The organism is Phenylobacterium sp. (assembly GCF_025934275.1).
Classification (GTDB): Bacteria; Pseudomonadota; Alphaproteobacteria; order Caulobacterales; family Caulobacteraceae; genus Phenylobacterium.
In genome coordinates this window covers 1-21,894 of sequence record NZ_JAICYI010000062.1, presented here as the reverse complement: position 1 = coordinate 21,894, position 21,894 = coordinate 1, and the positions used below count along the sequence as shown (strand labels likewise).

The following is a 21,894-nucleotide window of genomic DNA, read 5'->3' as shown; positions in this document are numbered from 1 at the left end:
TTCATGCGAACCATCTTCCTTGTCGGCACGGCCTATTCCGGCTCGACCGCGCTCAGCCGCGAGTTCGCCCGCGACCCGCGGATCGACATGATGGGCGAGCTCGACCGGCTGTCCGTGTTCCAGCCGTGGTCGGGCCATGTCGACGAGCACCTGGAAAACCGTTGCCGCGTCTGCTTCGTGGGCGACCGCGCCGACGACTGCCCGGTGTTCAACAGCGAGCTCCAAGCCGAAGCGAGCCAAGGCTCCCTCAGCGAGCGCTATGCCGCAGTTCGCCGTCGCTTCCCCGCCGAGATTGCGCTCGATGGTTCGAAGAATCCGAACTGGATGCGCAGCGTCGTCGCGGAGAGCCCTCAGGTGCAAGCCGCGGCGATCATCCTAACCCGCTTGCCATGGGCGTTCGCCCACAGCGTCCGCGACGCGGACGGCCTCGACCTGGTGCAGGGCGCAGCCCGGTGGCGGGAGGCCTATCAAAGCGCACTGCGCATCGTGGCCGACCTCGGAATCCCGTCCGTGGTAATCCGGTACGAGGATTTCCTGATGAACCGCGCCGATAGCGAAGCCGCAGTGAGCCGGCTGCTCGGTTTCCGGCCAGAGCGCACCCGTCCAGCCGCCGTCGGCGTGCACCATGCGATAGGAGGCAATCTCGGCGGCTTCGTGGGCATGCAGGGGGTGGATGAACGAGCGCTCGAGAAATCAATCTCGGGCGAGGCGCGCGCCGGGAACTACGAAAACCCCAACGACGCCTTCAAGGTGCAGAATCCGGGTCTCCGCACCCACGAACTGGTGCTCACCGAGCGCTGGCGCGGCGAGCTCACGGTTGCAGAGTTCTCGGCCGTGCTGCACGTGCCTGGCGTCTGGGAAACCGGCCGGCTCCTCGGCTACGACCTGCTCTATCACCTCACCCGCTGAGCGATGCGCACCGTCTTCATTCTCGGGACGGCGTTCTGCGGATCGACAGCCGTTGCCCGGGAACTCGCGCGCGACCCGCGAATCGACACCATGGGGGAGATTGACCGCCTCTCCCCCTTTCGGGCCTGGTCGGGCCAGGCGCCGGATCGGGTGCTGGATGTCTGCCGGATCTGCGGCATGGCGGGCCGTGAACACGACTGCCCGGTCTTCGATCAAAGCCTTATTGCAGAAGCAACCGAGGCCGGTTTGGGCGGCTACGCCGCCGTGCGCAGGCGCTTCGCCGCGCCCGTTGCGCTCGATGGGTCCAAGAATCCGTGGTGGATGCGCCAGGTCGTCCTGTCCACGCCCGGCCTCGATCCCGCGGCCATCATCCTCGCGCGCCTGCCTTGGGCCTATGCCTATAGTGACAGCCAGGCGGGCGGATACGATCTCACACGGGCGGTCGTGGCCTGGCGGGACGTTTATGACGGCGCGCTCCAGATCACCGCGGACCTCGGCGTTCCGTCGCTGGTGATCCGCTACGAGGATTTCATTCTGAACCGCTCGGCCGGAAACGCGGCCGTGTCGCGCCTGTTCGGGTTCACGCCCGAAACCACCCGGCCGGCGGCGGTCGGCCTGCACCACGCCATTGGCGGAAATCTGGGCGCCTTCCTTGGCATGAGCGGCATCGACGAGACCGCGGTGCGCGCCACCCAGGTCGACGAGCGCGAGGCGTTCAAGCTGGAGGCCGAGCACCTCCGCTCTGAGGAGCTGGCCCTGGTGGAGCGCTGGCGCGGCGAGCTGACCGCCGGGGACTTCTCGCAGGTCTTGAGCGTACCCGGCGTGTCTGAGACAGCCGGGCTGCTCGGCTACGACCTCGTCCGCCACCTCACCCGCCGAGCCGGCGGCCGGCCTACGCCGCCGCGACCGCCTGGGGCTCGGCCGCCGCGCGCGCCCGTTCGGCGATCGGGCGGAACACCACCACCAGCACCAGGTCCTCGCCGGCGTCCGGCGGCGGAGGGACCATGATGAAGGCCTCCTCGCCGGTCATCTGCATCAGCCCGCCGGGGCCGCCGCCGACGCCCTCGAACACCGGCTGGGCGGGAATGGTCGAGGCGCCCTCGCGCTCGGTGGCCCACAGGCTCGCCGCCCTGGCGAAGCCGATCTCCTGCACCTGCACGAAGTCGTAGAGCTTGCCGAACTGCAGGCCGATGGCGTAGCGCGACCGGCCGATCGGGATGCAGGCGGTGTAGTAGCCGGCGTGCGTCGGCATGGCCTCGATGCGCTGCAGGTCCACGTGCTGGCCGTCGGCCGCCATGATCGGCAGCTCGATCACGTGGTCGGAGAAGTCCTTCTGCCGCAGGTCCAGCCCGAAGCGCGACTGGGCGAGCAGCGTCAGGCTGAGCGGCAGGCCCTGGCCGCGCAGCTCGGCCGAGAGGTACATCCGCCGCGACTTGCCCATGTAGAAAAGGCCGAGCCGGCGAAGCCCCGCCTCGGCCTGGGCGGGGTCGAACAGCTCCAGCGTCTCGTCGCTGCCGAGGTTCACGTCGTGCTGGAACTCGCCCAGCACCGCGAGCTCCTCCGGCAGCGGCAGGAACAGCAGCCGCGCCAGGGCGGCGACGGCGGCGCGGCGCTGGGCGGCCTCGTCGGCCGAGGCCGGCGGGCGGTGCATCGCCTCAGGCCCGGCGGCCACGAACCGTAGGGCGGCCGCCTGCACGCGCTCGCGCACCGCGCTCTGGGCGGCCTTGATGTCATTGCGCCGCCGGACCGGACCCGCCGCATCGTAGTCGATCACCGAGCCTTGCGAGGCGGTGCAGAGCTGCTCCAGGACCGCGACGTAGGCGGTGAGCGCGTTCAGCGTCCAGGTGTCGTAGTTGCGCTTGTCGATGAAGCCGCGCTTGTCGAGACTGGAGACCTCGCTCTCGGAGAGCAGCAGGTAACGGCCGGCCACGTGCACGCCGAGCTCGCGGCGCAGCAGGGCGTCGATGTTGTTCTGGACCGTGCCGTTATAGCCGAGGTCGACCAGCATCAGGGTGTCGCCGGGCTTCGGGTCCGCCACCCGGCGCAGATAGTCGACCAGCCGCCCCGCGAACGCCTGCGAGCGGGCCTTCACGCGCCCCAGGACCCGCGGCTTCCTGGCCTCGCTGTAGAACCGCGACCGGCGGGTCTCGATCGGGCCGCGGCCGATCGCCTGGGCGGCCTCCTCCGGCGTGAACAGCAGCTGCTTGGCGATGTACTCCGGCGCGTCGGTCTCCAGGTGCTTCTCGGCATAGGCGATCACCGCCTCGTCCGAGGCGAAGGCGGCGGCCTGCGAGGTGAAGCGGCTGATCTCGGCGGCGAGCGCGCGCGGCGCGCCGGCCTCGTAGGCGCGCATCGGCAGGTAGCCGTCGCGCATCAGGAAGACCGGCAGCACGCGGCCGCCCCGCTGCTTCTCCAGCAGGCCCGCCTCGGCCTCGATCCAGCGGGCGAAGGCGGCGAGGATCGGACCCAGCACGGCGTAGCCCAGCGCCTCGGTCGCATCGGCGCGGTCGCGGTGGACGGCGAGCTGCGCGCGGTGCGGCTGCAGGACGGGCTGGCGCATCTCGGGCGCGCCGCCGATCAGCCGGTCGGCCGCCGCCTCCAGGCGCAGCCGCTGGACGTCGGAGGCGTCGAACTGCTCCAGATGCGCCGCGACGATGCCCAGCGCCTGCGGGGCGGTGAGGTCGGCGCCCTTGTTGTCGCCGATGTGCAGGATGTGATCGGGCGCGACGGCGAGGGCCTTCAGCACGTCCTTGAACAGGCCGCCTGCCTTCGGGCGGCCGTATTGCGACGAGCAGAACACCCGGTCGATCAGGCCGGCCACGTCTTCGCCCGCGGCCCGCGCGATCAGCTCGCGCAGCATGGCCTCGTCCAGGTAGGTGTCGCTGACGATCATCACCTCGAGGCCCGCGGCCTTGGCGCGGCGCATCAGCTCGACGGTGGGCCGGAAGGCGAAGCAGTGGCGCGCCTCGGCGTCGAGCTCCGCCTGGATCAGCCGCGCCTGCGCCGCCGGGTCGCCCGGCGCGGCGCAGGCGTAGATGTCGGCGATGCCCACCTCGTCGCGGCCCAGGCACTTGGCGCGGCGGCGGGCTGCGGCCTCGGCGATCATCCGCTGGATCGGGCTGCAGCCGTGCGCCTCCAGTTCGGCGAACACGTCGGTGGGCTTGTGGGTGTTGCGCCAGATCAGCGTGTCGAAGCAGTCCAGCGACAGGATCTCGGCCTGCGGCGCAAGCGCCAGGGCCTCCGGCAGGTCGGAGGGCTTGATCGACAGGTCCATGGCCTCTCCGCACGAGAGAAATCGCTTCGGCCGGAGAGTGGGTTTGAACGGCTAACCTATGGTTAATCGGAGGTTGCGCCGGCGGCTGCGGGCCGCAGTCCGGACCCGCGGGTCTTGGGTTCGGCCGCGGCCTCTGTTAGAGCCTCAGCCCATGACTTCGGTCCGGAAAGCGCTGCGAATTACGCGCCCGGCGTGACGCCGCCGGACGACATCGTTCCAGCGCGCGCCGGGTTCATCCCGCCACAACCCTCCGGATCACCTGGGACCACCATGGCCGACGACGCCGAAAAACCCCCTTTGCAAGAAAAAGAAGGGCGCGACTATCGCGCCACCATCTTCCTTCCCGACACGCCGTTTCCGATGCGCGCGGGCCTGCCGCAGAAGGAGCCGCAGATCCTTGAGCGCTGGGCGGAGATGGACCTCTACCACGCCATGCGCCGGGCGCGGCAGGCGGACGCCGCGCCGCTGTTCGTGCTGCACGACGGGCCGCCCTACGCCAACGGGGCGATCCACATCGGCCACTCGCTGCAGAAGACGCTGAAGGACTTCGTGGTGCGCTCGCGCTTCGCGCTCGGCTACGACGTCGACTACCTGCCCGGCTGGGACTGCCATGGCCTGCCGATCGAGTGGAAGGTCGAGGAGGAGTTCAGGGCCAGGGGCCGGCGCAAGGACGAGGTCTCCAAGGCCGAGTTCCGCGCCCGCTGCCGCGAGTACGCCGAGCACTGGATCGGCGTGCAGATGGCGGGGTTCAAACGGCTGGGCGTCATCGGCGACTGGGAGCACCGCTATTCGACGATGGACTTCTCGAGCGAGGCCGCGATCGTCGCCGAGTTCCACAAGTTCGTCGCCTCGGGCCAGCTCTACCGCGGCTCGAAGCCGGTGATGTGGAGCCCCGTCGAGCGCACGGCCCTGGCCGACGCCGAGGTCGAGTACCACGACCACGTCTCGCCGACGATCTGGGTGAAGTTCCCGGTGGTGGAAGGCTCCAGCGCCGTGCGCAACGCCTCGGTGGTCATCTGGACCACCACGCCCTGGACCATCCCCGCCAACCGGGCGATTTCCTATAATCCCGACATCGCCTACGCCGTCTACGAGGTCGAGGCGATGGAAACGGGGCTCGCCTTCGAGCCCTGGGCCAAGGCGGGCGACCGGCTGATCCTCGCCGAGCGGCTGGCGTCCGAGGTGATGGCGGCGGCCAGGGTCGCCCAGTACCGCCGCGTCGAAGCCGTCGACTGCGAGGGCATGGTCTGCGCCCACCCGCTGGCCGGCCTCGACAGCCACTACGGCTTCCCCGTCCCCCTGCTGGCCGGCGAGCACGTGACCGAGGACGCCGGGACCGGCTTCGTCCACACTGCGCCGGGACATGGCGCGGACGACTACGCCGTCTGGCTGGCGCACGGCCATCGCGAAATCCCCGACACCGTCGATCCGGACGGCGCCTACTATCCGCAGGTGGCCCTGTTCGCGGGTCTCAAGGTGCTGGAGACCGAGGGCAGGCATGCCGGTCGATTTGGGCCCGCCAACGACGCGGTGATCGGCAAGCTGATCGAGGCCGGCAAGCTGCTGGCCCGCGGCCGCATCGAGCACACCTATCCGCACTCCTGGCGCTCCAAGGCGCCGGTGATCTTCCGCAACACGCCGCAGTGGTTCATCCGCATCGACGAGCCGCTCGACGATGCGGTCCACGGCGGCCGCACCCTGCGCGAGACGGCGCTGGACTCCATCGACGCCACCGCCTTCTTCCCGGAGGCTGGGCGCAACCGCATCCGCGCCATGGTCGAGGGCCGCCCCGACTGGCTGATCAGCCGGCAACGCGCCTGGGGCTCGCCGCTCGCCATGTTCGTCGACAAGGAGACCGGCCAGCCGCTGCACGATCCCGACGTCAACCGCCGCATCGTCGAGGCGATCGCGGCGGAAGGCGCCGACGCCTGGTTCACCCGCGCGCCCTCGGAATTCCTCGGCAACCGGGATGTCCGCCGCTACGAGAAGGTCGAGGACATCCTCGACGTCTGGTTCGACTCCGGCGCGACGCACGCCTTCGTGCTGGAAGGGCGGTCCAACACCCGCTGGCCCGCCGACCTCTATCTGGAAGGCTCCGACCAGCACCGCGGCTGGTTCCAGTCCTCGCTGCTGGAGAGCTCCGGCACCCGCGGCCGGGCGCCCTACGAGGCGATCCTGACCCACGGCTTCACCGTCACCGAAGCCGGGGAGAAGATGTCGAAGTCGCTCGGCAACGCCGTCGAGCCGATGGAGGTGATCAAGGAGAGCGGGGCCGAGATCCTCAGGCTCTGGGCGGCCCTGGTCGACTACACGGAGGACCAGCGGATCGGGAAGACGATCCTGCAGACCACGGCGGACGCCTACCGGAAGCTCCGCAACACGATCCGCTATCTGCTGGGCGCGCTGGGCGGGTTCGCCGACGCCGAGCGGCTGGAGCCGGGCGAGATGCCGCCGCTGGAGCGATTCATCCTGCATCGGCTGTGGGAGCTCGATGGCCAGGTGCGCCAAGCCTACGAGGTCTATGCTTTCCAGGACGTCAGCCACGCCCTTCTGGCCTTCTGCCAGGACGAGCTCTCGGCGCTGTTCTTCGACGTCCGCCGCGACGCCCTCTACTGCGACCGTCCCGACAGCCTGCGCCGGCGCGCGGTGCGCACGGTGATGGATGCGGTGTTCGAGCGGCTGACCATCTGGCTCAGCCCGCTCCTGCCGTTCACCATGGAGGAGGCCTGGACGACGCGCTTCCCCGACGCCGGGTCCAACTGCCTGCGAGTGTTCCCTGAGACGCCCGCCGGGTGGCGCGACGGCGCCGAGGCCGAGCGCTGGACCAAGGTGCAGAAGGTCACCGCCGTGGTGAACGGCGCGCTCGAGATCGAACGCCGCGAAAAGCGCATCGGCGCCTCGCTGGAGGCTGCGCCGCGCGTCAGCATCGCCGCACCGGAGCTGCTCGCCGCGTTCGAAGGGCTGGATGCGGCCGAGGTGTTCCGCACCAGCGGCGCGAGCCTGGCCGCGGGCGAGGGTCCGCCCGCGGCGTTCCGCCTGGCCGAGGTCGCCGGCGTCGCGGTCGAGCCGCAGCTCGCGCCCGGCTGCAAGTGCGCCCGCTGCTGGCGGGTGCTGCCGGAGGTCTCCGCGCCCAGGCTGCTTTGCCTGCGCTGCGAGGACGCGGTGGAGGCCTTCGATCGGGCGAATCCCGAAGCCCGCGTCACCGCATGAACCGAACCGTGACAAGGTCCGGCTGGTCGGCCTACGCGCTCGCCTGCGCGGTCATCATCATCGACCAGGCCGTGAAGTACTGGATCCTGACCGGGCTCGGCCTGCAGCCGGGCGAGACGCGGCCGGTGCTCGGGCCCTTGCACCTGACGCTGGTCGCCAATCGCGGCGTCTCGTTCGGCTTCCTGCGCGCCGACCAGGACTTCGCGCGCTGGGGACTGGTGGCCTTCTCGCTGATCGTCGCGGCGCTGATCGTCTGGTGGGCGAGGCGGGCGCATCGTGGGCTGCAGGCGATCGGCTACGGGCTGATCGCAGGCGGCGCGATCGGCAACGCCATCGACCGCGCCCGCTTCGGCGCGGTGGTCGACTTCATCGACGTGCAGCGCATCGGCTTCTTCCCCTGGGTGTTCAACGTGGCCGACAGCGCGATCACGATCGGGGTCATCGCCCTGCTGCTCGACAGCCTGCGGCGAGAACACGCCGACTGAAGCCGTTGGCCTCGATGTCGCTTTGGTTTATCCACGGGCGTGTGGCCGGGGGCGGCCTAGGAATGGTTGGAAGTTGATGAGCGTCAGCAGAGTGATCGCCGCCTCGGCGCTGTTCGCAGCCTTCGGCCTGGCCGGCTGCCAGTCCACCGCCCAGGCGCTCGGAATGGCGAAGGTGACCCCCGACGAATTCCGGGTGGTGACCAAGGCGCCCCTGGTGGTGCCGCCGGACTATTCGCTGCGCCCGCCCGCGCCGGGCGAACCGCGGCCGCAGGAGCTGCAGCCCGAGAGCGCCGCGCGGCTGGCGCTGCTGGGCGAGCGGGAGGCCGAGCAGCGCTCGCAGGGCGAGAAGCTGCTGGTCGCCAAGGCCGGCGCCGAAAAAGCCGACCCCTTGATCCGCTATGTGGTCGACGATGAGTTCGGCGACATCGCCCACAAGGAGAAGAGCTTCGCCGACCGGGTGATGTTCTGGCGTGGCGGCGGCGACAAGACCACCGCGGCGGAAAAGGCGGCTGAGACCCCGGCCCCGGTCGACCCCGCGCAGGAGGCCGCCCGCATCGCCAAGCTCACAGGCGGCAAGCCGGTGGTCATCGCCCGCGAAGGCCCGCGCAAGATCAAGCTTCCGGGACTGTAAGACAGCCTCCCCCTGCGAGGAGGTGAGGAACTCTGAGCCTCAATCCTCTCCCGGCGTCTTCACCGTGAAACCCGCCGTGCGGAGGCGGTCGAGGACGCCGCCCTGGCTCAGCAACGGCCGCAGGCGGACGACGGCGATGGCGTGGCCGGGAGTCTTCAGCGCAGCTTCGATCTCCGCGGCCTCGTCGGCCTTGGTGCGCTCGTCGAAGGCGGCCGCGCCTGGCACCAGGGCGATGCACCGCTCGTAGGTCCGCTCGTTGGCGAGCGCGCCGCGCACGTCGCCGTCGGCCCAGGCCCTGGCCGCCTGCAGCGTCACCGCAGGTCCCGCCTCCACCTGCCCGACGACCTCGTTCAGGCAGGCGCGTCCGTCGGCGGCCGGCGTGCGGATGATCGCGCCCAGCTGTGGGGCGATATCGTAGCTTTTCTGCCGGATCGGGACCTTGGCCTGGCGGGTCAGGATCTTGATCAGCTTGATCGGATCGGTGTTGGTGAGCCCATTGCGGTCTCGGTAGTCGGTGAGCAGCAGCAGGCCGGCGGCGAGCGGATTCTTCGTGGCGTAGCGCCTGGCAGGCTGGCCGAGCCTGGCGCGCGCCGCGGCGAAGCGGGCGCGCGAGGCCGGATCCAGGCTGTCCTCGAACGGGCTCGCCGAGCGCAGCCGCAGGTAGTTCCAGGCCGCGCCCAGCGAGGTCGCAAACCGCACGCGGACGTCCTGGTAGGGCAGGATCACCGCCGAGGCCCCGGAGAGGCGCCGCTCGAAGGCCGTACGATCCCACTGCATGTGCTTGGGCGCGAGCGTCGGCACGCCCAGCACCCACACCGTCGAGGTCCCGTTCGAGACGGTCCACCAGGCCGGCCCGCGGTCACGCGCGGTGACCACCAGCTCCTCGACGATCACCGCGTCCGGATCGCGCGGATCGGGACGGGCGGGCGTGATCGGGACGGACCCGGGCGGAGGCGCCTGCGCCGCGGCGGGCCCCGCCAGGACAAGCGCCAGGAGAAGGATGGCGAGGCGATTTCGCACGCTGATCGGAGGCTCCGGAATCGGCCTATAGTCGCAAGCTCTTGAAGGCCATTTCATGCCGATCCGCCGCCTGCCCCCCCAGCTCGTCAACCGCATCGCCGCCGGCGAGGTGGTGGAGCGCCCCGCCAGCGCGGTCAAGGAGCTGGCCGAGAACGCCCTCGACGCCGGCGCGTCCTCGATCGAGGTGCAGGCCGACGGCGGCGGGCTCTCCCGCATCCTGGTGGCCGACGATGGCGTCGGGCTTGCCCCCGAGGAGCTGGCGCTGGCCATCGAACGGCACGCGACCTCCAAGCTCGGCCCCGGCGCCGACGGCGGCTACGACCTGCTGCGCATCTCGACGCTCGGGTTCCGTGGCGAGGCCTTGCCCTCGATCGGCTCGGTCGCCCGCCTCGCGATCGCCGCGCGCGCCAGGGGACAGGCTGACGCGCATGCCATCTTCGTCGACGCCGGCGCGGTCGGGGCCGTCCAGCCGTCCGCCTTCCCCGGGCCGCACGGCGCCCGCGTCGAGGTTCGCGACCTCTTCTACGCCACGCCGGCGCGGCTGAAGTTCATGAAGTCGGAGCGCGCCGAGGCGCTCGCCATCGCCGAGGAGGTGAAGCGACAGGCCATGGCGCACGAGGCGGTCGCCTTCAGCCTCGAGCTCGACGGCCGGCGCACGCTGCGGCTGCCGGCCGAGGCGGCCGGGCCCGAGGGCCGCCTCGCCCGCCTCGCCGCCATCATGGGCCGCGAGTTCGCCGACAACGCCCTCGAACTGGATCAGGCGCGCGACGGCGTTCGGCTCTCCGGGTTCGCCGGCCTGCCCACCTACAACCGCGGCAACGCCGCGCACCAGTACCTGTTCGTCAACGGCCGGCCGGTGCGCGACCGGCTGCTGCAGGGGGCGCTTCGGGCGGCCTACGCCGACGTCCTGGCCCGCGACCGCCATCCGCTGGCGGCGCTGTTCCTCGAGCTCGATCCGGCGCTCGTGGACGTCAACGTCCATCCGGCCAAGGCGGAGGTCCGCTTCCGCGACCCCGGGCTGGTGCGCGGGCTGATCATCGGGGCGCTGCGCCACGCGCTGGCCGCCGCCGGCCATCGCGCCTCGACCACCGTCGCGACCGCGGCGCTGGGCGGCTTTCGATCCGGCGGCTGGGCGCCGCCGCCGCGGGCGCAGGGCTTCTCGGCCTGGGCTGCGGGCGGCTGGCCGCCGGCCGCCGCCGCGCTCGCCGCGAGCCTGCCGGGCCTGGCCGAGGTCTCGGCCCGCGCCGAGCCGGACTGGGCGCCTGCGCCGGGCCTCGCGGAGGAGCCGGGTCCCGCGCCGGTCTTCGATCCCGTCGACTTCCCGCTCGGCGCCGCGCGCGCCCAGGTGCACGAGACCTACATCGTCGCCCAGACCCGCGACGGCGTGGTCATCGTCGACCAGCACGCCGCCCACGAGCGGCTGGTCTATGAGCGGATGAAGGCGGAGATGGCCGACGGCGGCGTCCCGCGCCAGGCGCTGCTCCTGCCCGAGGTCGTCGAGCTCGAGCCGGCGGAGGCCGAGCGCGTCGCGGCTCGCGCCGACGAGCTGGCGGCGCTCGGTCTGGCGGTGGAGGCGTTCGGCCCGGGCGCGATCCTGGTGCGCGAGATCCCGGCCCTGCTCGGCGAGACCGACGCGCAAGGGCTGGTGCGCGACATCGCCGACGACCTCGCCGAGAACGGCCAGGCGCTGGCGCTCAAGGAGCGTCTGGAGTCGGTCTGCTCGACCATGGCCTGCCACGGCTCGGTCCGCGCAGGCCGCCGGCTCACCGCCGCGGAGATGAACGCCCTGCTCCGCCAGATGGAGGCCACGCCCCACTCCGGCCAGTGCAACCACGGCCGGCCGACCTACGTCGAGCTGAAGCTCGCCGACATCGAGCGCCTGTTCGGGCGGCGCTGAGACTTCACGCGGGCCTGAAGCGTCCGCGCGCGCCCCGCGCTATTCTCGCGCCATGGACGCCAACATCGCCTCGCCCGCCGCCCTGATCGGAGATCCCGCGCGCGCCGCCATGCTGCAGGCGCTCCTGGGTGGCCGCGCCGTGCCGGCGACGCAGTTGGCGTGGATCGCCGGCGTCTCGCCGCAGGCCGCGAGCAACCACCTGGCCAGGCTCGCCGACGGAGGCCTGGTCGTGGCTGCGCGCCAGGGCCGCCATCGCTACTACCGGCTGGCAGGGCCGGAGGTCGCCCAGGCGCTGGAAGCGCTGGCGCTGATCCCGCCGACGCCCAGACCGTTCGATCCGCCGCTCTCGCCCCAGGCGCGGCGCCTGCGCGAGGCGCGCACCTGCTACGACCACCTCGCCGGCCGCCTCGGCGTGGCGCTCGCCGACGGCTTCGAGCGCCGCGGCCTGATCGAGGCGGACGGGCCGGAGCGCTACCGCCTCACGCCCGAAGGCCGGGCGCGCCTTGCGGAGCTCGGCGTCGACCTCAAAGGCGTCAAGCCCAACCCGCGCGGCACGCTCCGCCCCTGCATCGACTGGACCGAGCGCAGGCGCCATCTCGCCGGCCCGATCGCGGCGCGCCTCACCGCCCGTCTGTTCGAGCTCGGCTGGATCGAGCGCGGCCGCGAGGGCCGTTCGGCGGTCCTCACGCCGGCCGGCCGGACGGGCTTTCGCCGGACGTTCGGCCTGGAGCTGGACACGGTGGCTGCGGCCTAGGGCCGGAACCGCAGGAACCACGCCCGCGCCGCCCCGTAGCGCCGCTGGTCGATCAACTCATACCCGGCGCCGCTGAAATCCGGCTCCCCGGCGCCGCGCTCGAACACCACCGTCGCGCCGGGCGCGAGCCAACCGCCCTCGGCGAGGCGGGCGAGGGCGATCTCGCCGAGGCCCTTTGCGTACGGCGGATCGAGGAAGGCGAGGTCGAAGGCGGGCCCGTCCGCGCCCGGCCGGACGCCGAGCTCCGTCGCATTGCGGCGATGCACGCGGGTGCGGCCGAACAGGTGCATGGCCTCGACGTTCTCGCGGATCGCGCCGCGCGCCGCCTCATCGGTCTCCACGAACAGGCAGAAGGCCGCCCCACGCGACAGCGCCTCGAAGCCCAGCGCGCCGGAGCCGGCGAACAGGTCGATGACTCGCGCGTCCCGCACGCCCTTCGACCAGGGCGCATGCTCGAGGATGTTGAAGACCGCCTGCCGGGCCCGGTCGGAGGTCGGCCGGGTGGCCGCGCCGGCGGGCGCCTTGATCGCCTTGCCCCGGAACTCGCCGGACGTGATCCGCAACCGCTCCCCCTGAGGCTTGCCCGCCGGCCGGCCACGATCCAAGCTTCGACCGACCAGGGAGGTGAGCGATGAGCTTCGTGACCGTCGAGCGCCGCGGCGGGGCCGCGGTGGTGACCTACGCCAATCCGCCGATCGGCACCATGACCGCGGCCGGCGCCCAGGAGATGCTGGACAAGGTGCGTCCGCTCGCGGCCGATCCGGCGGTGCGCTCGATCCTCATCACCGGCGGCGTGCCGGGCATCTTCGTGCGCCACTACGACGTGGGCGAGCTCTCCACCGCCAGCGACGCGGCGAAGGGCGCGCCCCCGCCGGCGGCGCCGGCCCCGGGCGCAAAGCCCGAGCGCGGCTTCCTGGCGCTCTGCGACCTGCTGGCCGAGGCGCCGAAGCCGGTGGTGGCGGCGATCAACGGCCTGTGCATGGGCGGCGGCTTCGAGATGAGCCTCGCCTGCGACCTCAGGATCGCGAGCCGCCAAGGTGTGCAGATCGGCCTGCCGGAAACCCGGGTCGGCATCTTTCCGGGCGGCGGCGGCACCCAGCGGCTGCCGCGCGTCGTGGGCGAGGCCAAGGCGCTGGAGATCATCATGCGCGGGCTGGTCGTCGAAGCCGAGGAGGCGCTGCGCATCGGCCTGGTGCACGAGCTCGCCGACGATCCGCTGGCCCGCGCCCTGGAGATGGCCGCCGAGTGGGATCGGCGCGGCGCGGAGGGCATCGCCTTCGCCAAGCGGCTCACCCGCGCCGCCCTTTCCCGTCCCCTGGACGAGGGCCTGGCCGACGAGCGCCGGAGCTTCTCGGAGGTGATGCGGACGGCCTCGGCCCGCGAGGGCCTGCGCTCGGCCCGCCCGCCGGCCGAGATCCAGAACGCTTAGGCTTCGGCTTCGCCCAGCCGGGCTTGTAGGCCATCTTGGGCTTGGCTTCCGTCGGCGCAGGGCGAGGCGCCTCGTCGCGCGGCTGAGGACCGTGTCGCGGAGCCGCGGCGACGGCGGGCTTGCTGCGCCACTGCGCCCGCTCGCCCTTCGGCAGGTTCTCCGGCGCGACGTGCTCCGAGAGTTGCTCGCGGATGACCCGCGGCCCCACCTCCTCGATCTCGCCGGCCGCCAGGGTCCCCAGCGCGAAGGGGCCGTAGGCGAGGCGGATCAGGCGGTTCACCTTCAGCCCGAGCGCCTCCAGCACGCGGCGGACCTCGCGGTTCTTCCCCTCCGCCAGGGTGAGCGTGATCCAGAGGTTGGCCCCTTGCGGACCCTCCTTCGCCTTGTCGAGCGTGGCCTTGATCGCCCCGTAATGGACGCCCTCGACGGTGACGCCCGCCTTCAGCCGGTCGAGCCGCGCCTGGGTGATCCGGCCGCGGGCCCGGGCCCGGTAGCGCCGCACGAGCCCCGTCGCGGGCAGCTCCAACGCCCGCGCCAGGCCGCCATCGTTGGTGAGCAGCAGCAGGCCCTCGGAATTGAGGTCGAGGCGGCCCACCGAGATCAGCCGCGGCAGGTCCTTCGGCAAGGCCTCGAACACCGTCGGGCGGCCCTGCGGGTCCTTGTGGGTGGTCACCAGGCCCGGCGGCTTGTGGTAGCGGAACAGGCGCGCCGGCTCCGGCTCGTTCACCACCTGGCCGTCGACGGTGAGCACGTCGGCCGCTTCGACCTTCACCGCGGGCGTGGTCAGCACCTGGCCGTTCAGCGCCACGCGGCCGGCCGCGATCAGCCGCTCCACGTCGCGGCGCGAGGCGACGCCGGCGCGGGCCAGCGCCTTGGCGACCCGCTCGCCGCCGCGCTCGGGCGCAGAGGCTTGACCGGGCGCAGCCCGCCCGGTTCGGTGCGGATCGTGGACCATGACGAGCGGACAATGCGCATCGCGCTCCAGGCGGCGCAAGCCGCCGCCGCGGCCGGCGAGACGCCGGTCGGCGCGGTGCTCTTCGATCCGGCCACGGGGGAGGTGATCGCCACCGGCGCCAACGGGCCGATCGGCGCGAACGATCCCACGGCGCACGCCGAGGTCGTCGCGATCCGCGAGGCCGCGCGCAAGCTCGGCAACTATCGCCTCACCGGCCTGACGCTTGCCGTCACGCTCGAGCCCTGCGCCATGTGCGCCGGTGCGATCAGCCACGCCCGCCTCGGCCGCCTGGTCTTCGGCGCAGAGGATCCCAAGGGCGGCGCCGTCGTGCACGGCCCCCGGTTCTTCAATCAGCCCACCTGCCATTGGAAACCGGAGGTCACCGGCGGCGTCCTGGCCGCCGAAAGCGCCGAACTCCTCCGCAGCTTCTTCCGCGCCCGGCGCTAGCTCTTGCCATCGACCGTCCCGCGGCGGGAAGATGCGCCATTCCAGCACAAGAGAATTTCAGGAGGACGCCATGGGATTGCTCGACGGGAAGGTCGCCATCATCACCGGGGCCGGCAACGGGCTCGGCGAGGCCTACGCCAAGCTGTTCGCCAAGGAAGGCGCTGCGGTCGTCGTCAACGACCTCGGCGGCGCGCGCGACGGCACGGGGGCGGACAAGTCGGCGGCCCAGAAGGTGGTCGATGCCATCAAGGCGGCGGGCGGCCGTGCGGCGGCCAACGGCGACGACGTGTCCACCATCCAGGGCGGCGAGAACATCCTGAAGACCGCGCTCGACAATTTCGGCAAGGTCGACGTCCTGGTCTGCAACGCCGGCATCCTGCGCGACAAGACCTTCGCCAACACGTCCGAGGCCGACTGGGATGCGGTGATCAAGGTGCACCTGAAGGGCGCCTACTGCGTGGCCCTGCCGGTCTGGAAGTACATGAAGGAGCACGGCGGCGGCTCGATGGTCCTGACCTCGTCCACCTCCGGCCTCTACGGCAACTTCGGCCAGACCAACTACGGCGCGGCCAAGGCCGGCATCTACGGCATGGTCCGGGTGATGTCGATCGAGGGGCGCAAGTACAACATCCGCGTCATGGGCCTCGCGCCCGGAGCCTACACCCGGATGACCTCGGACCTGCCGGGCCGGCGCGACCGCGAGCCCGATCCTCTGTCGCTGCCGGAGAACGTGGCGCCCGGCGTGCTCTACATGGTCAGCGATCTTTCGGCCGAGCACTCGGGCAAGATCCTCGGCGTCTCCTCGCGCGGCGTGCGCGAGATCAAGATGCTGGAGACCGAAGGCTTCATACCGGGCCGGCCCTACACCGCCCAGGAAGTGGCCGAGAACGCCCACAAGGTGTTCTTCAAGGAGCCGGAGAACGTCCACCGCCTCGGCCAGACCGCCCCGCCCCAGCGGGCCCCGGCGACGGTTTAGGCGAACTCGAGCAGCCGGGCGTCGAGGCGCGCCCTCACGCCCGGCCATTCGTTGGCCAGGATCGAGAAGAAGACGGTGTCGCGGATCCGGCCGGTCCAGCAGACGCGGTCCTGGCGCAGGATCCCCTCCTGCACGGCGCCCAGCTTCAGCACGGCGGCGCGGCTGCGGGCGTTGATGGCGTCCACCTTGAACTGCACCCGTCGCGCCCCGCGGGCGAAGGCCTCGCCGAGCAGCAGCCGCTTGGCGGCGGGATTGGTCGGCCCGCCGCGGTGCTCCGGCGCGTAGTAGGTGCCGCCGATCTCCACGCTCTGGTTCTCCGGATCGACGCCAAGATAGCTCGACACGCCCACGCAGCGGCCGCCGACGACCACGGCGAAGTTGACGCGGGCCTTCGGGGGATCGGCGTAGAACCTCGCCCAGCCCGCCTCGAAATGCTCGCCGCCCATGGCGTGGGGATAGAGCCTGACCCAGGTGTCGAGGTCGGCGTCGCAGGCGGCGCGGAAATCCTCCTTGTGCGCCGCGGTCATCGGCTCCAGCCGCAGGAAGCGGTTCTCCAGCACCTTGGGCGCAAGCTGCATCGAAACACCCGGTTACAATAATTTCATGGCGTCGCCCTTGCGCCGAGTGGTGGGGCGCATATCTGAGGCGTGCCCATTCCTGGGCGTTTCCTCCCTAATGAACTTCAGCCGGGTCTTCTACGACCCGGCTGTTTTTTTGTGGCTAGGCTTGCACGTAAAGCCGCGCGGCCCAGGCCAGGTAGACCAGGCCCGTGACGGTCACGATCAGGCGCGAGAGCCGCTTGAAATTGGCGTCGTCCATCCGCTCCAGGAGCTGGCCGCCCGCGGCGGTGCCGGCAAGGGAGAGCGGGATGGCCAGCGCAAACACCCACCACGGCGGCAGGCCGCGGCCATGCACCGCGATGAGCGGCGCGCCATAGACGACGATCTTGGCGAGATGCGCGAACACCTGGGTCGCGGCCTTGGTGGCGACGATCTGGTGACGCGTCAGCGCGGTGCGCACGAAGAAGATGTCGAGCAAGGGCCCCGCGACGCCGGCCGTCAGGTTCAGTCCCGTCACCGAAAGCCCGCAGACGAAGCCGTGCAGCGGCTTGGCGGCGTCGAGCTCCAACCAGCTGCGGGGAATCCACAACAGCCCAGGCACCACGCCCATCAGCAGGTAGAGCGTGGCCTTGGTCGGCTCGTAGACCACCAGCGCCATCAGCGCCGCCGCCACCGCTGAGGCCAGGGCGTAGATCGCGATGATCCGCCAGGCGAGGTGCCGGCGGTGCAGCGCCGCACGCCAGCCGTTGGCCGAGAGCTGCAGCAGGCCATGGGTGACGAAGGTCGCCGAGACCGGCAGGACGAGGGCGATCGCGCCCTTCAGCATCAGTCCGCCGGCCATGCCGAACACGCCGGAGATCCCCGCCGTGACGAAGGCCGCGGCGATCAGGAAGGCGGCGGCCGCGAAGCTCATCCCGGCCCGTTGATGAGCGCCCTTCCCGCAGGGGTCAGGCTGACCGCGCCGCCGCCGCGCCCAGCTCCGGGGACCGGACGGACCGCGATCAGTCGTGCGGCGAGCGCGTCTTCCCAGATGGTGAGCGCCGGGCAGTGCGAGCCCCAGGCCTCCATGGCCTCGGCGTAGGTGCGGGGCCGCTCGGCCGTCCACTCGGCGAGCTGTCGGATCAGGCCGCCGCGGGCCTGGGCGTCGATGTGGTCGGTGGCGTCCATGGCAGGGCTCCTTGGCTGCAGGCGCAAGGCATGGACCGATTGCCCTGATGCGTCCAATATATAGAAACCTCTATTTGGATACCTTGCAGGTATGCCGATGATCGAGCTGCGCCGACTGCGGTACCTCGTGACGGTCGCCGACGAGGGGCATGTCACCCGCGCCGCCGAGCGGCTCGGCATCGCCCAGCCGCCGCTCACCCGCCAGATCCGGCTCCTGGAGGCAGAGCTTGGCGTCACGCTCTTCGAGCGGCTGCCGCGGGGCGTGCGTCCGACCGAGGCCGGGCGCGTGGTCGTCGAGGCCGCCCGCGACGTCGTCGCCCGGGCCGAGCGGATCAAGGAGATCGCGACCCGCGCCGCCCGCGGCGAGCAGGGACGCCTCGCGATCGGCTACACCTCCTCGGCCGCCTTCCACCCGTTCGTGACCCAGCAGATCCGCGCCTTCCGCAAGGCGCGTCCCGGCGTGCTGCTGGAGCTCGCCGAGGACGGCACGCCGGAGCTGGTCAAGGCGCTGAAGGACGAGCGGCTGGACGCCGCCTTCATCCGCTCAACCTCCACCGACGTCGCGGGCCTCGCGATCGAGCCGTTGCTGGAAGAGAAGATGGTCGTGGCCCTGCCGGCCGGTCACCGTCTGGCGCGCGAGTCCAAACTGACGCTCGCCGAACTGGCCGAGGAGACCTTCGTCTTCTATCGGCGGCCCACCGGACCCGGCCTCTACGATGCGATCATGGCGGCCTGCCTGGCGGCCGGCTTCTCGCCGGCGGTGGGCCAGGAGGCGCCGCGGCTCTCCTCGACGCTCAGCCTCGTCGCCTCGGGTCTCGGGGTCACGCTGACGCCCGCGTCCATGCAGCGGATGAACGTGGAGGACGTGCAGTTCGTCCGGCTGAAGGGCGCCAAGGGCCTGGTCGCGCCGTTGCTGCTGGCGACCCGGCGCCGCGACCGTTCGACCCTGGTCGAGGCCTTCCGCCGCGAGGCGAAAGCGGCAGCCCTCAAGACGAACGTGGCAGCATGAGCGCCGCCGCCTGGACGAGATAGACGAGGCCCACCGCGGTCACCAGCCAGCGCCGCAGCGTCCGGAAACCGGCGTCGCTCATCCGCTCCAGCACCCGGGCGCCCAGCATGGCGCCGAGCATCGAGAGCGGCAGGGCCGCCACCGCCAGCCATATCGGGGGCGCGCCCGGCCCTGCGACCTTCACCAGGGCGGCCCCATAGAACAGCACCTTCGCCAGGTGGCCGAACACCTGCACGCAAGCCTTGGTGGAGACGACCTCGTGCCGCGTCATGGCCGTGCGCACGAAGAACAGGTCGTTGAATGGCCCGGAGACGCCGGCCGTCAGGCTGAGCGCCGTCGACGCCACCCCGGCCGCGAGCGCCTGCGGCGGGCGCGAAGCGTCGAGGCTGAGCCACCGCTCCGGCAGCCAGACCAGGATCGGAAGCAGGCCCAGCGCCAGGTAGATCGCGAGCTTGGAGGGCGTGAAGGCGACGAGGCTGAAGAGGCCCATGGCGACCAGCGCGCCCACGGCGTAGACGCCCACGATCGGCCAGCGGACATGGCGGCGGTGGATCAGTGCGCGCCAGCCGTTGGAGCCGAGCTGGACCATGCCGTGCAGCGCCAGCGCCGTGGCGGCCGGCATCACGAAGGCGAGCGCCCCCATCAGGATCAGGCCGCCGGCCATGCCGAGCGTGCCGGAGATCCCGGCCGTCACCAGCACCGCCGTCAGCACATAGCCTAGGGTCAGAACGCCCATTCAGCCGCCGCCGCCGCGCGGCGAGCCGAGGGGGCTCACGCGCGCGTCTTGGCCGCGGGTTTCCGCGCCGGGCAGGCCCAGCCCCCGGCCGCCTTGCGGGCGACCGCCGGATAGGGGCACAGCAGCTGGCTGGCGCCGCCTGCGCCCTTGGCGGTGACCGCGCCGGGCGCCTTGTCCTCGGTCACCCAGCCATCGAGCTCGCTCAGCCAATCGACCTGCGTCGGCGCGGCGCCGCCGCCGCAATGGAGCATGCCCGGGATCAGGTAGAGCCGGTAGAATCCCGAGGTGTCGCCCATCGTCCTGCGGACGTCCTCGTAGTAGCGGATCGAGGAGCGGGCCGGGATCGCCGGGTCGTTCCAGCCGTGATACTGGATCAGCTTCCCGCCATGCGCCTTGAAGGCTGAAAGGTTCGGGTTCGCGGCGTCGATGTCGTGCGCCATCTTCCGCTGTCCGCGGTCGAACTCCGCGCCCAGGTCCATCTTCAGGAAGTCGTAGCTCGGATCCTGGAAGGCGAAGTACTTGAAGGCGTTGGACGAGAAATTCAGGCCCAGGGCGCGGCCGTGGTCGGGCTCGCCCTGGCCGGTGACCCAGGCCGACCAGCTGTTAGGCGCCGCTTCCGCGCCCGGCGAGAATCCGGGGAAGGCGATCTTGCCGGTCCGCGGGTCGCGGCGGCCCTCGTACATGACGCGCGCCGAATGCACCTGCGCCGCCGTCAGGCAGCCGTCCGCCTGGCCCGCCTTGCACTGCAGCTTGCCGGGGTCGAAGTGGCAGCTCATCGGATCGCGGATGAAGGTTCCGCCGTCGGCGCACTGCGCGAGCGCCGCCTTCTGCAAGAGCGCGCGCTGGTCGGGCCCGAGATAGCCGCCGGGCGCCGCCAGGGCCTGCTGCTGGGCGGCCGAGATGCCGAACAGCTGGCTCATGTAGTTGGCGGGCGCGCCCGCGACGATGCCGTCGAAGTCGCCGGGGAAGCGCTGCGCCTCCATCAGCGCCTCGCGGCCCCCGTCGGAGCAGCCGTAGAAGTAGGCGCGCTTCGGCTTCAGCCCCTTCTGCTCGGCGATGAGCGCCTTGCCGATCTCGGTGGTCTCCTTGAGCGCCCGCCAGCCGAAGTCGACGATCTTCTCGGGATGGCCGAGCGCCCACGACGCGTCGGTGCCCTGAGTGGTCTGGTGCCCGTCGTCGGTGGCCGCCGCCGCATAGCCGCGTCCGGCGATGGCGCGCAGCTGGCCGGACGGGACCTGGCCGGCGAAGCCGCCGTTGCCGAGCTGCACGAACTTGCCGTTCCAGGCTTGGCCGAGCGGAATCCAGACCTCGATGCGGATGTCGGAATCCTTCGTCGGACGGCTGGTCACGGCGATGCGGCAGGCCTCGCCCTGCCCCGCCTTCTCGACCGTCGCGCGGGTGATCTCGGCGTGCGGCAGGCTGGCCTTGGCCAGGTCGGCGCAGCTCGTCTCGGCGTGAGCCAGCCCCGGCGCGCCCAGCGCCACGGCCGCACCGGCCGCCATCATCAGGCGTTTCATCGAATCCCTCCCCGCATTTGCAGGGCGATTTCAGCACAGCCTTGGCCGGACGGGAAAGCCGCTTCGTAACCGTTCAGCGACGCAGGCTGCGCAGGCCGATCCGCACGAGGCCCGCGAGCGCGACCAGCGCCCAGGCGCCCTCCATCACGGCCGCGGACAGGTTGAAGGCGCGGGTGAGCGACACCAGGATCAGGCTCGCGCCGATGAAGTTGGCGCCCAGCGAGGCCGCGCGCCGCGGATCGAGCCGCCCGGTGGTCGCCAGGCCGTAGGCGATCAGGATCAGGAGAACGCCCGCGAGCCCCGCGGCGTCCGTCCAGGCCATCAGTAGTGGCGTTCCTGATAGAACAGCATGCCGGTGTCGTATTTGCGGTTCAAAGGCGCGTCGTCGGGCTTACGCCAGGTCGTGAAGTTGACCGCCGTCGAGCCGTTCGAGGCCTGGCTCTCCCACGAGCGCCGCACGCGCTTGATGCCGTCGGCGTCGACCGCGACGTAGTTGGCGGTGGCCTGCAGCTCCGGCTTGTGCAGGAACGCCCAGATGTTGACCGCCTTGAAGATCGGCGCGTCCTGGCCGATCGCGAAATGCACCTCGGCCTCGCAGACGTCCTTGTTCACGCCCTGCGGCTGGACGGTGATGTTGTAGTCGCGCCCCGATCCGAGCCCCATCGACCAGGTGCCGTCGCGCCGGTTCTTGCGCATCCCGGCGCTGGCCGCGAGCTGATCGAGCGAGCCGCCGCGCACCAGCGGCACGCAGACCTTCTCCAGCACGCTCAGGATCGTCGCCTCGTCGCCGGTGGTGGGCAGGGTCGGGGCCGCTTCGGCCTCGGATGGCGCAGGCGGCGCGGCTGCGGCGGGCGGCGCGGCCGGCGTCTGCGAGGCCGGCGCGGCGGGCGTCTGCGAGGGCGGCGCTGCGGCGGCGGG

General features: G+C 71.6%; 21 protein-coding genes and 1 pseudogene. 11 read left to right on the top strand and 11 right to left on the bottom strand.

Annotated features, from left to right (window positions below):
* Together Q0W60_RS14565 and Q0W60_RS14560 are read left to right on the top strand one after the other, a co-directional pair.
* Window positions 1-909 (top strand): hypothetical protein (locus Q0W60_RS14565; protein ID WP_297696805.1); only part of this gene is annotated, 909 nt, incomplete at its 5' end.
* Window positions 910-912: 3 nt separating this feature from the next.
* Window positions 913-1,917, top strand: a complete 1,005-nt coding sequence (locus tag Q0W60_RS14560) for a hypothetical protein (RefSeq protein ID WP_297696804.1) — start codon at window positions 913-915, stop codon at window positions 1,915-1,917.
* Here the strand turns inward: Q0W60_RS14560 and Q0W60_RS14555 are convergent.
* Window positions 1,802-4,183 carry an HAD family hydrolase gene (locus tag Q0W60_RS14555; RefSeq protein WP_297696803.1) on the bottom strand — a complete coding sequence of 794 codons (2,382 nt, stop codon included), beginning with the start codon at window positions 4,181-4,183 and terminating at the stop codon, window positions 1,802-1,804. The genes Q0W60_RS14560 and Q0W60_RS14555 overlap by 116 nt on opposite strands.
* A gap of 270 nt (window positions 4,184-4,453) precedes the next feature.
* Here Q0W60_RS14555 and ileS point away from each other — a divergent pair, with 270 nt between their 5' ends.
* The 3 genes from ileS to Q0W60_RS14540 all read left to right on the top strand — a co-directional run bounded on the left by ileS (window position 4,454) and on the right by Q0W60_RS14540 (window position 8,509).
* Window positions 4,454-7,393, top strand: coding sequence for an isoleucine--tRNA ligase (gene ileS / locus Q0W60_RS14550; protein ID WP_297696802.1), 2,940 nt, complete (start codon window positions 4,454-4,456; stop codon window positions 7,391-7,393).
* The gene (gene lspA, locus Q0W60_RS14545; RefSeq protein ID WP_297696801.1) at window positions 7,390-7,878 is read left to right on the top strand and encodes a signal peptidase II; all 489 of its coding nucleotides are present in this window, start codon (window positions 7,390-7,392) and stop codon (window positions 7,876-7,878) included. Before ileS ends, lspA begins: the two co-directional genes overlap by 4 nt.
* Window positions 7,879-7,954: 76 nt before the next feature.
* Window positions 7,955-8,509 carry a DUF3035 domain-containing protein gene (locus Q0W60_RS14540; RefSeq protein WP_297696800.1) on the top strand — a complete coding sequence of 185 codons (555 nt, stop codon included), beginning with the start codon at window positions 7,955-7,957 and terminating at the stop codon, window positions 8,507-8,509.
* A 39-nt stretch (window positions 8,510-8,548) separates the two neighbouring features.
* Here Q0W60_RS14540 and Q0W60_RS14535 read toward each other — a convergent pair whose 3' ends face one another.
* Entirely contained in the window at window positions 8,549-9,529 is a 981-nt protein-coding gene (locus Q0W60_RS14535) for a TraB/GumN family protein (RefSeq protein ID WP_297696799.1), read from the bottom strand.
* A gap of 55 nt (window positions 9,530-9,584) precedes the next feature.
* Here Q0W60_RS14535 and mutL point away from each other — a divergent pair, with 55 nt between their 5' ends.
* Both mutL and Q0W60_RS14525 read left to right on the top strand, forming a co-directional pair.
* On the top strand, window positions 9,585-11,426 hold the full coding sequence (gene mutL / locus Q0W60_RS14530) for a DNA mismatch repair endonuclease MutL (RefSeq protein WP_297696798.1): 1,842 nt from the start codon (window positions 9,585-9,587) through the stop codon (window positions 11,424-11,426).
* Between the two features lie 52 nt (window positions 11,427-11,478).
* A complete protein-coding gene (locus tag Q0W60_RS14525) occupies window positions 11,479-12,180 on the top strand; it encodes a winged helix-turn-helix domain-containing protein (RefSeq protein WP_297696797.1) in 702 nt (233 codons plus the stop codon).
* Here Q0W60_RS14525 and rsmD read toward each other — a convergent pair.
* Window positions 12,177-12,743 carry a 16S rRNA (guanine(966)-N(2))-methyltransferase RsmD gene (rsmD, locus tag Q0W60_RS14520; protein ID WP_297696796.1) on the bottom strand — a complete coding sequence of 189 codons (567 nt, stop codon included), beginning with the start codon at window positions 12,741-12,743 and terminating at the stop codon, window positions 12,177-12,179. The genes Q0W60_RS14525 and rsmD overlap by 4 nt on opposite strands.
* Window positions 12,744-12,811: 68 nt before the next feature.
* Here rsmD and Q0W60_RS14515 point away from each other — a divergent pair.
* Window positions 12,812-13,513: pseudogene (locus tag Q0W60_RS14515) on the top strand (enoyl-CoA hydratase/isomerase family protein); the annotation flags it as partial.
* On the opposite strand, the gene Q0W60_RS14510 reads toward Q0W60_RS14515, so the two are convergent.
* A complete protein-coding gene (locus tag Q0W60_RS14510) occupies window positions 13,470-14,564 on the bottom strand; it encodes a pseudouridine synthase (RefSeq protein WP_297696795.1) in 1,095 nt (364 codons plus the stop codon). The pseudogene Q0W60_RS14515 and the gene Q0W60_RS14510 sit on opposite strands and share 44 nt — an antisense overlap.
* A 12-nt stretch (window positions 14,565-14,576) precedes the next feature.
* On the opposite strand from Q0W60_RS14510, the gene Q0W60_RS14505 reads away from it, so the two are divergent.
* Together Q0W60_RS14505 and Q0W60_RS14500 are read left to right on the top strand one after the other, a co-directional pair.
* Window positions 14,577-15,011, top strand: a complete 435-nt coding sequence (locus Q0W60_RS14505; protein ID WP_297696794.1) for a nucleoside deaminase — start codon at window positions 14,577-14,579, stop codon at window positions 15,009-15,011.
* A 70-nt stretch (window positions 15,012-15,081) separates the two neighbouring features.
* Window positions 15,082-15,987 (top strand): SDR family NAD(P)-dependent oxidoreductase, encoded by a 906-nt coding sequence (locus Q0W60_RS14500; RefSeq protein ID WP_297696793.1) that lies wholly within the window; start codon window positions 15,082-15,084, stop codon window positions 15,985-15,987.
* Here the strand turns inward: Q0W60_RS14500 and Q0W60_RS14495 are convergent.
* The 3 genes from Q0W60_RS14495 to Q0W60_RS14485 form a co-directional block, all read right to left on the bottom strand.
* Window positions 15,984-16,565 carry a GNAT family N-acetyltransferase gene (locus Q0W60_RS14495; protein WP_297696792.1) on the bottom strand — a complete coding sequence of 194 codons (582 nt, stop codon included), beginning with the start codon at window positions 16,563-16,565 and terminating at the stop codon, window positions 15,984-15,986. The two genes, Q0W60_RS14500 and Q0W60_RS14495, sit on opposite strands and share 4 nt — an antisense overlap.
* Window positions 16,566-16,707: 142 nt before the next feature.
* Window positions 16,708-17,460 carry a TSUP family transporter gene (locus tag Q0W60_RS14490; protein ID WP_297696791.1) on the bottom strand — a complete coding sequence of 251 codons (753 nt, stop codon included), beginning with the start codon at window positions 17,458-17,460 and terminating at the stop codon, window positions 16,708-16,710.
* Window positions 17,457-17,714 (bottom strand): hypothetical protein, encoded by a 258-nt coding sequence (locus Q0W60_RS14485; protein ID WP_297696790.1) that lies wholly within the window; start codon window positions 17,712-17,714, stop codon window positions 17,457-17,459. The genes Q0W60_RS14490 and Q0W60_RS14485 overlap by 4 nt, the downstream gene beginning before the upstream one ends.
* A gap of 91 nt (window positions 17,715-17,805) precedes the next feature.
* On the opposite strand from Q0W60_RS14485, the gene Q0W60_RS14480 reads away from it, so the two are divergent.
* A complete protein-coding gene (locus Q0W60_RS14480) occupies window positions 17,806-18,723 on the top strand; it encodes a LysR family transcriptional regulator (RefSeq protein WP_297696789.1) in 918 nt (305 codons plus the stop codon).
* On the opposite strand, the gene Q0W60_RS14475 is transcribed toward Q0W60_RS14480, so the two are convergent.
* From Q0W60_RS14475 to Q0W60_RS14460, 4 genes are all read right to left on the bottom strand, one after another.
* A complete protein-coding gene (locus Q0W60_RS14475) occupies window positions 18,701-19,459 on the bottom strand; it encodes a sulfite exporter TauE/SafE family protein (RefSeq protein ID WP_297696788.1) in 759 nt (252 codons plus the stop codon). The genes Q0W60_RS14480 and Q0W60_RS14475 overlap by 23 nt on opposite strands.
* Window positions 19,460-19,494: 35 nt before the next feature.
* Window positions 19,495-20,976 (bottom strand): tannase/feruloyl esterase family alpha/beta hydrolase, encoded by a 1,482-nt coding sequence (locus Q0W60_RS14470; RefSeq protein WP_297696787.1) that lies wholly within the window; start codon window positions 20,974-20,976, stop codon window positions 19,495-19,497.
* A gap of 73 nt (window positions 20,977-21,049) precedes the next feature.
* Window positions 21,050-21,298 (bottom strand): hypothetical protein, encoded by a 249-nt coding sequence (locus tag Q0W60_RS14465; protein ID WP_297696786.1) that lies wholly within the window; start codon window positions 21,296-21,298, stop codon window positions 21,050-21,052.
* The coding region (locus Q0W60_RS14460) for a hypothetical protein (protein WP_297696785.1) at window positions 21,298-21,894 on the bottom strand (597 nt) is incomplete at its 5' end. The genes Q0W60_RS14465 and Q0W60_RS14460, both read right to left, overlap by 1 nt.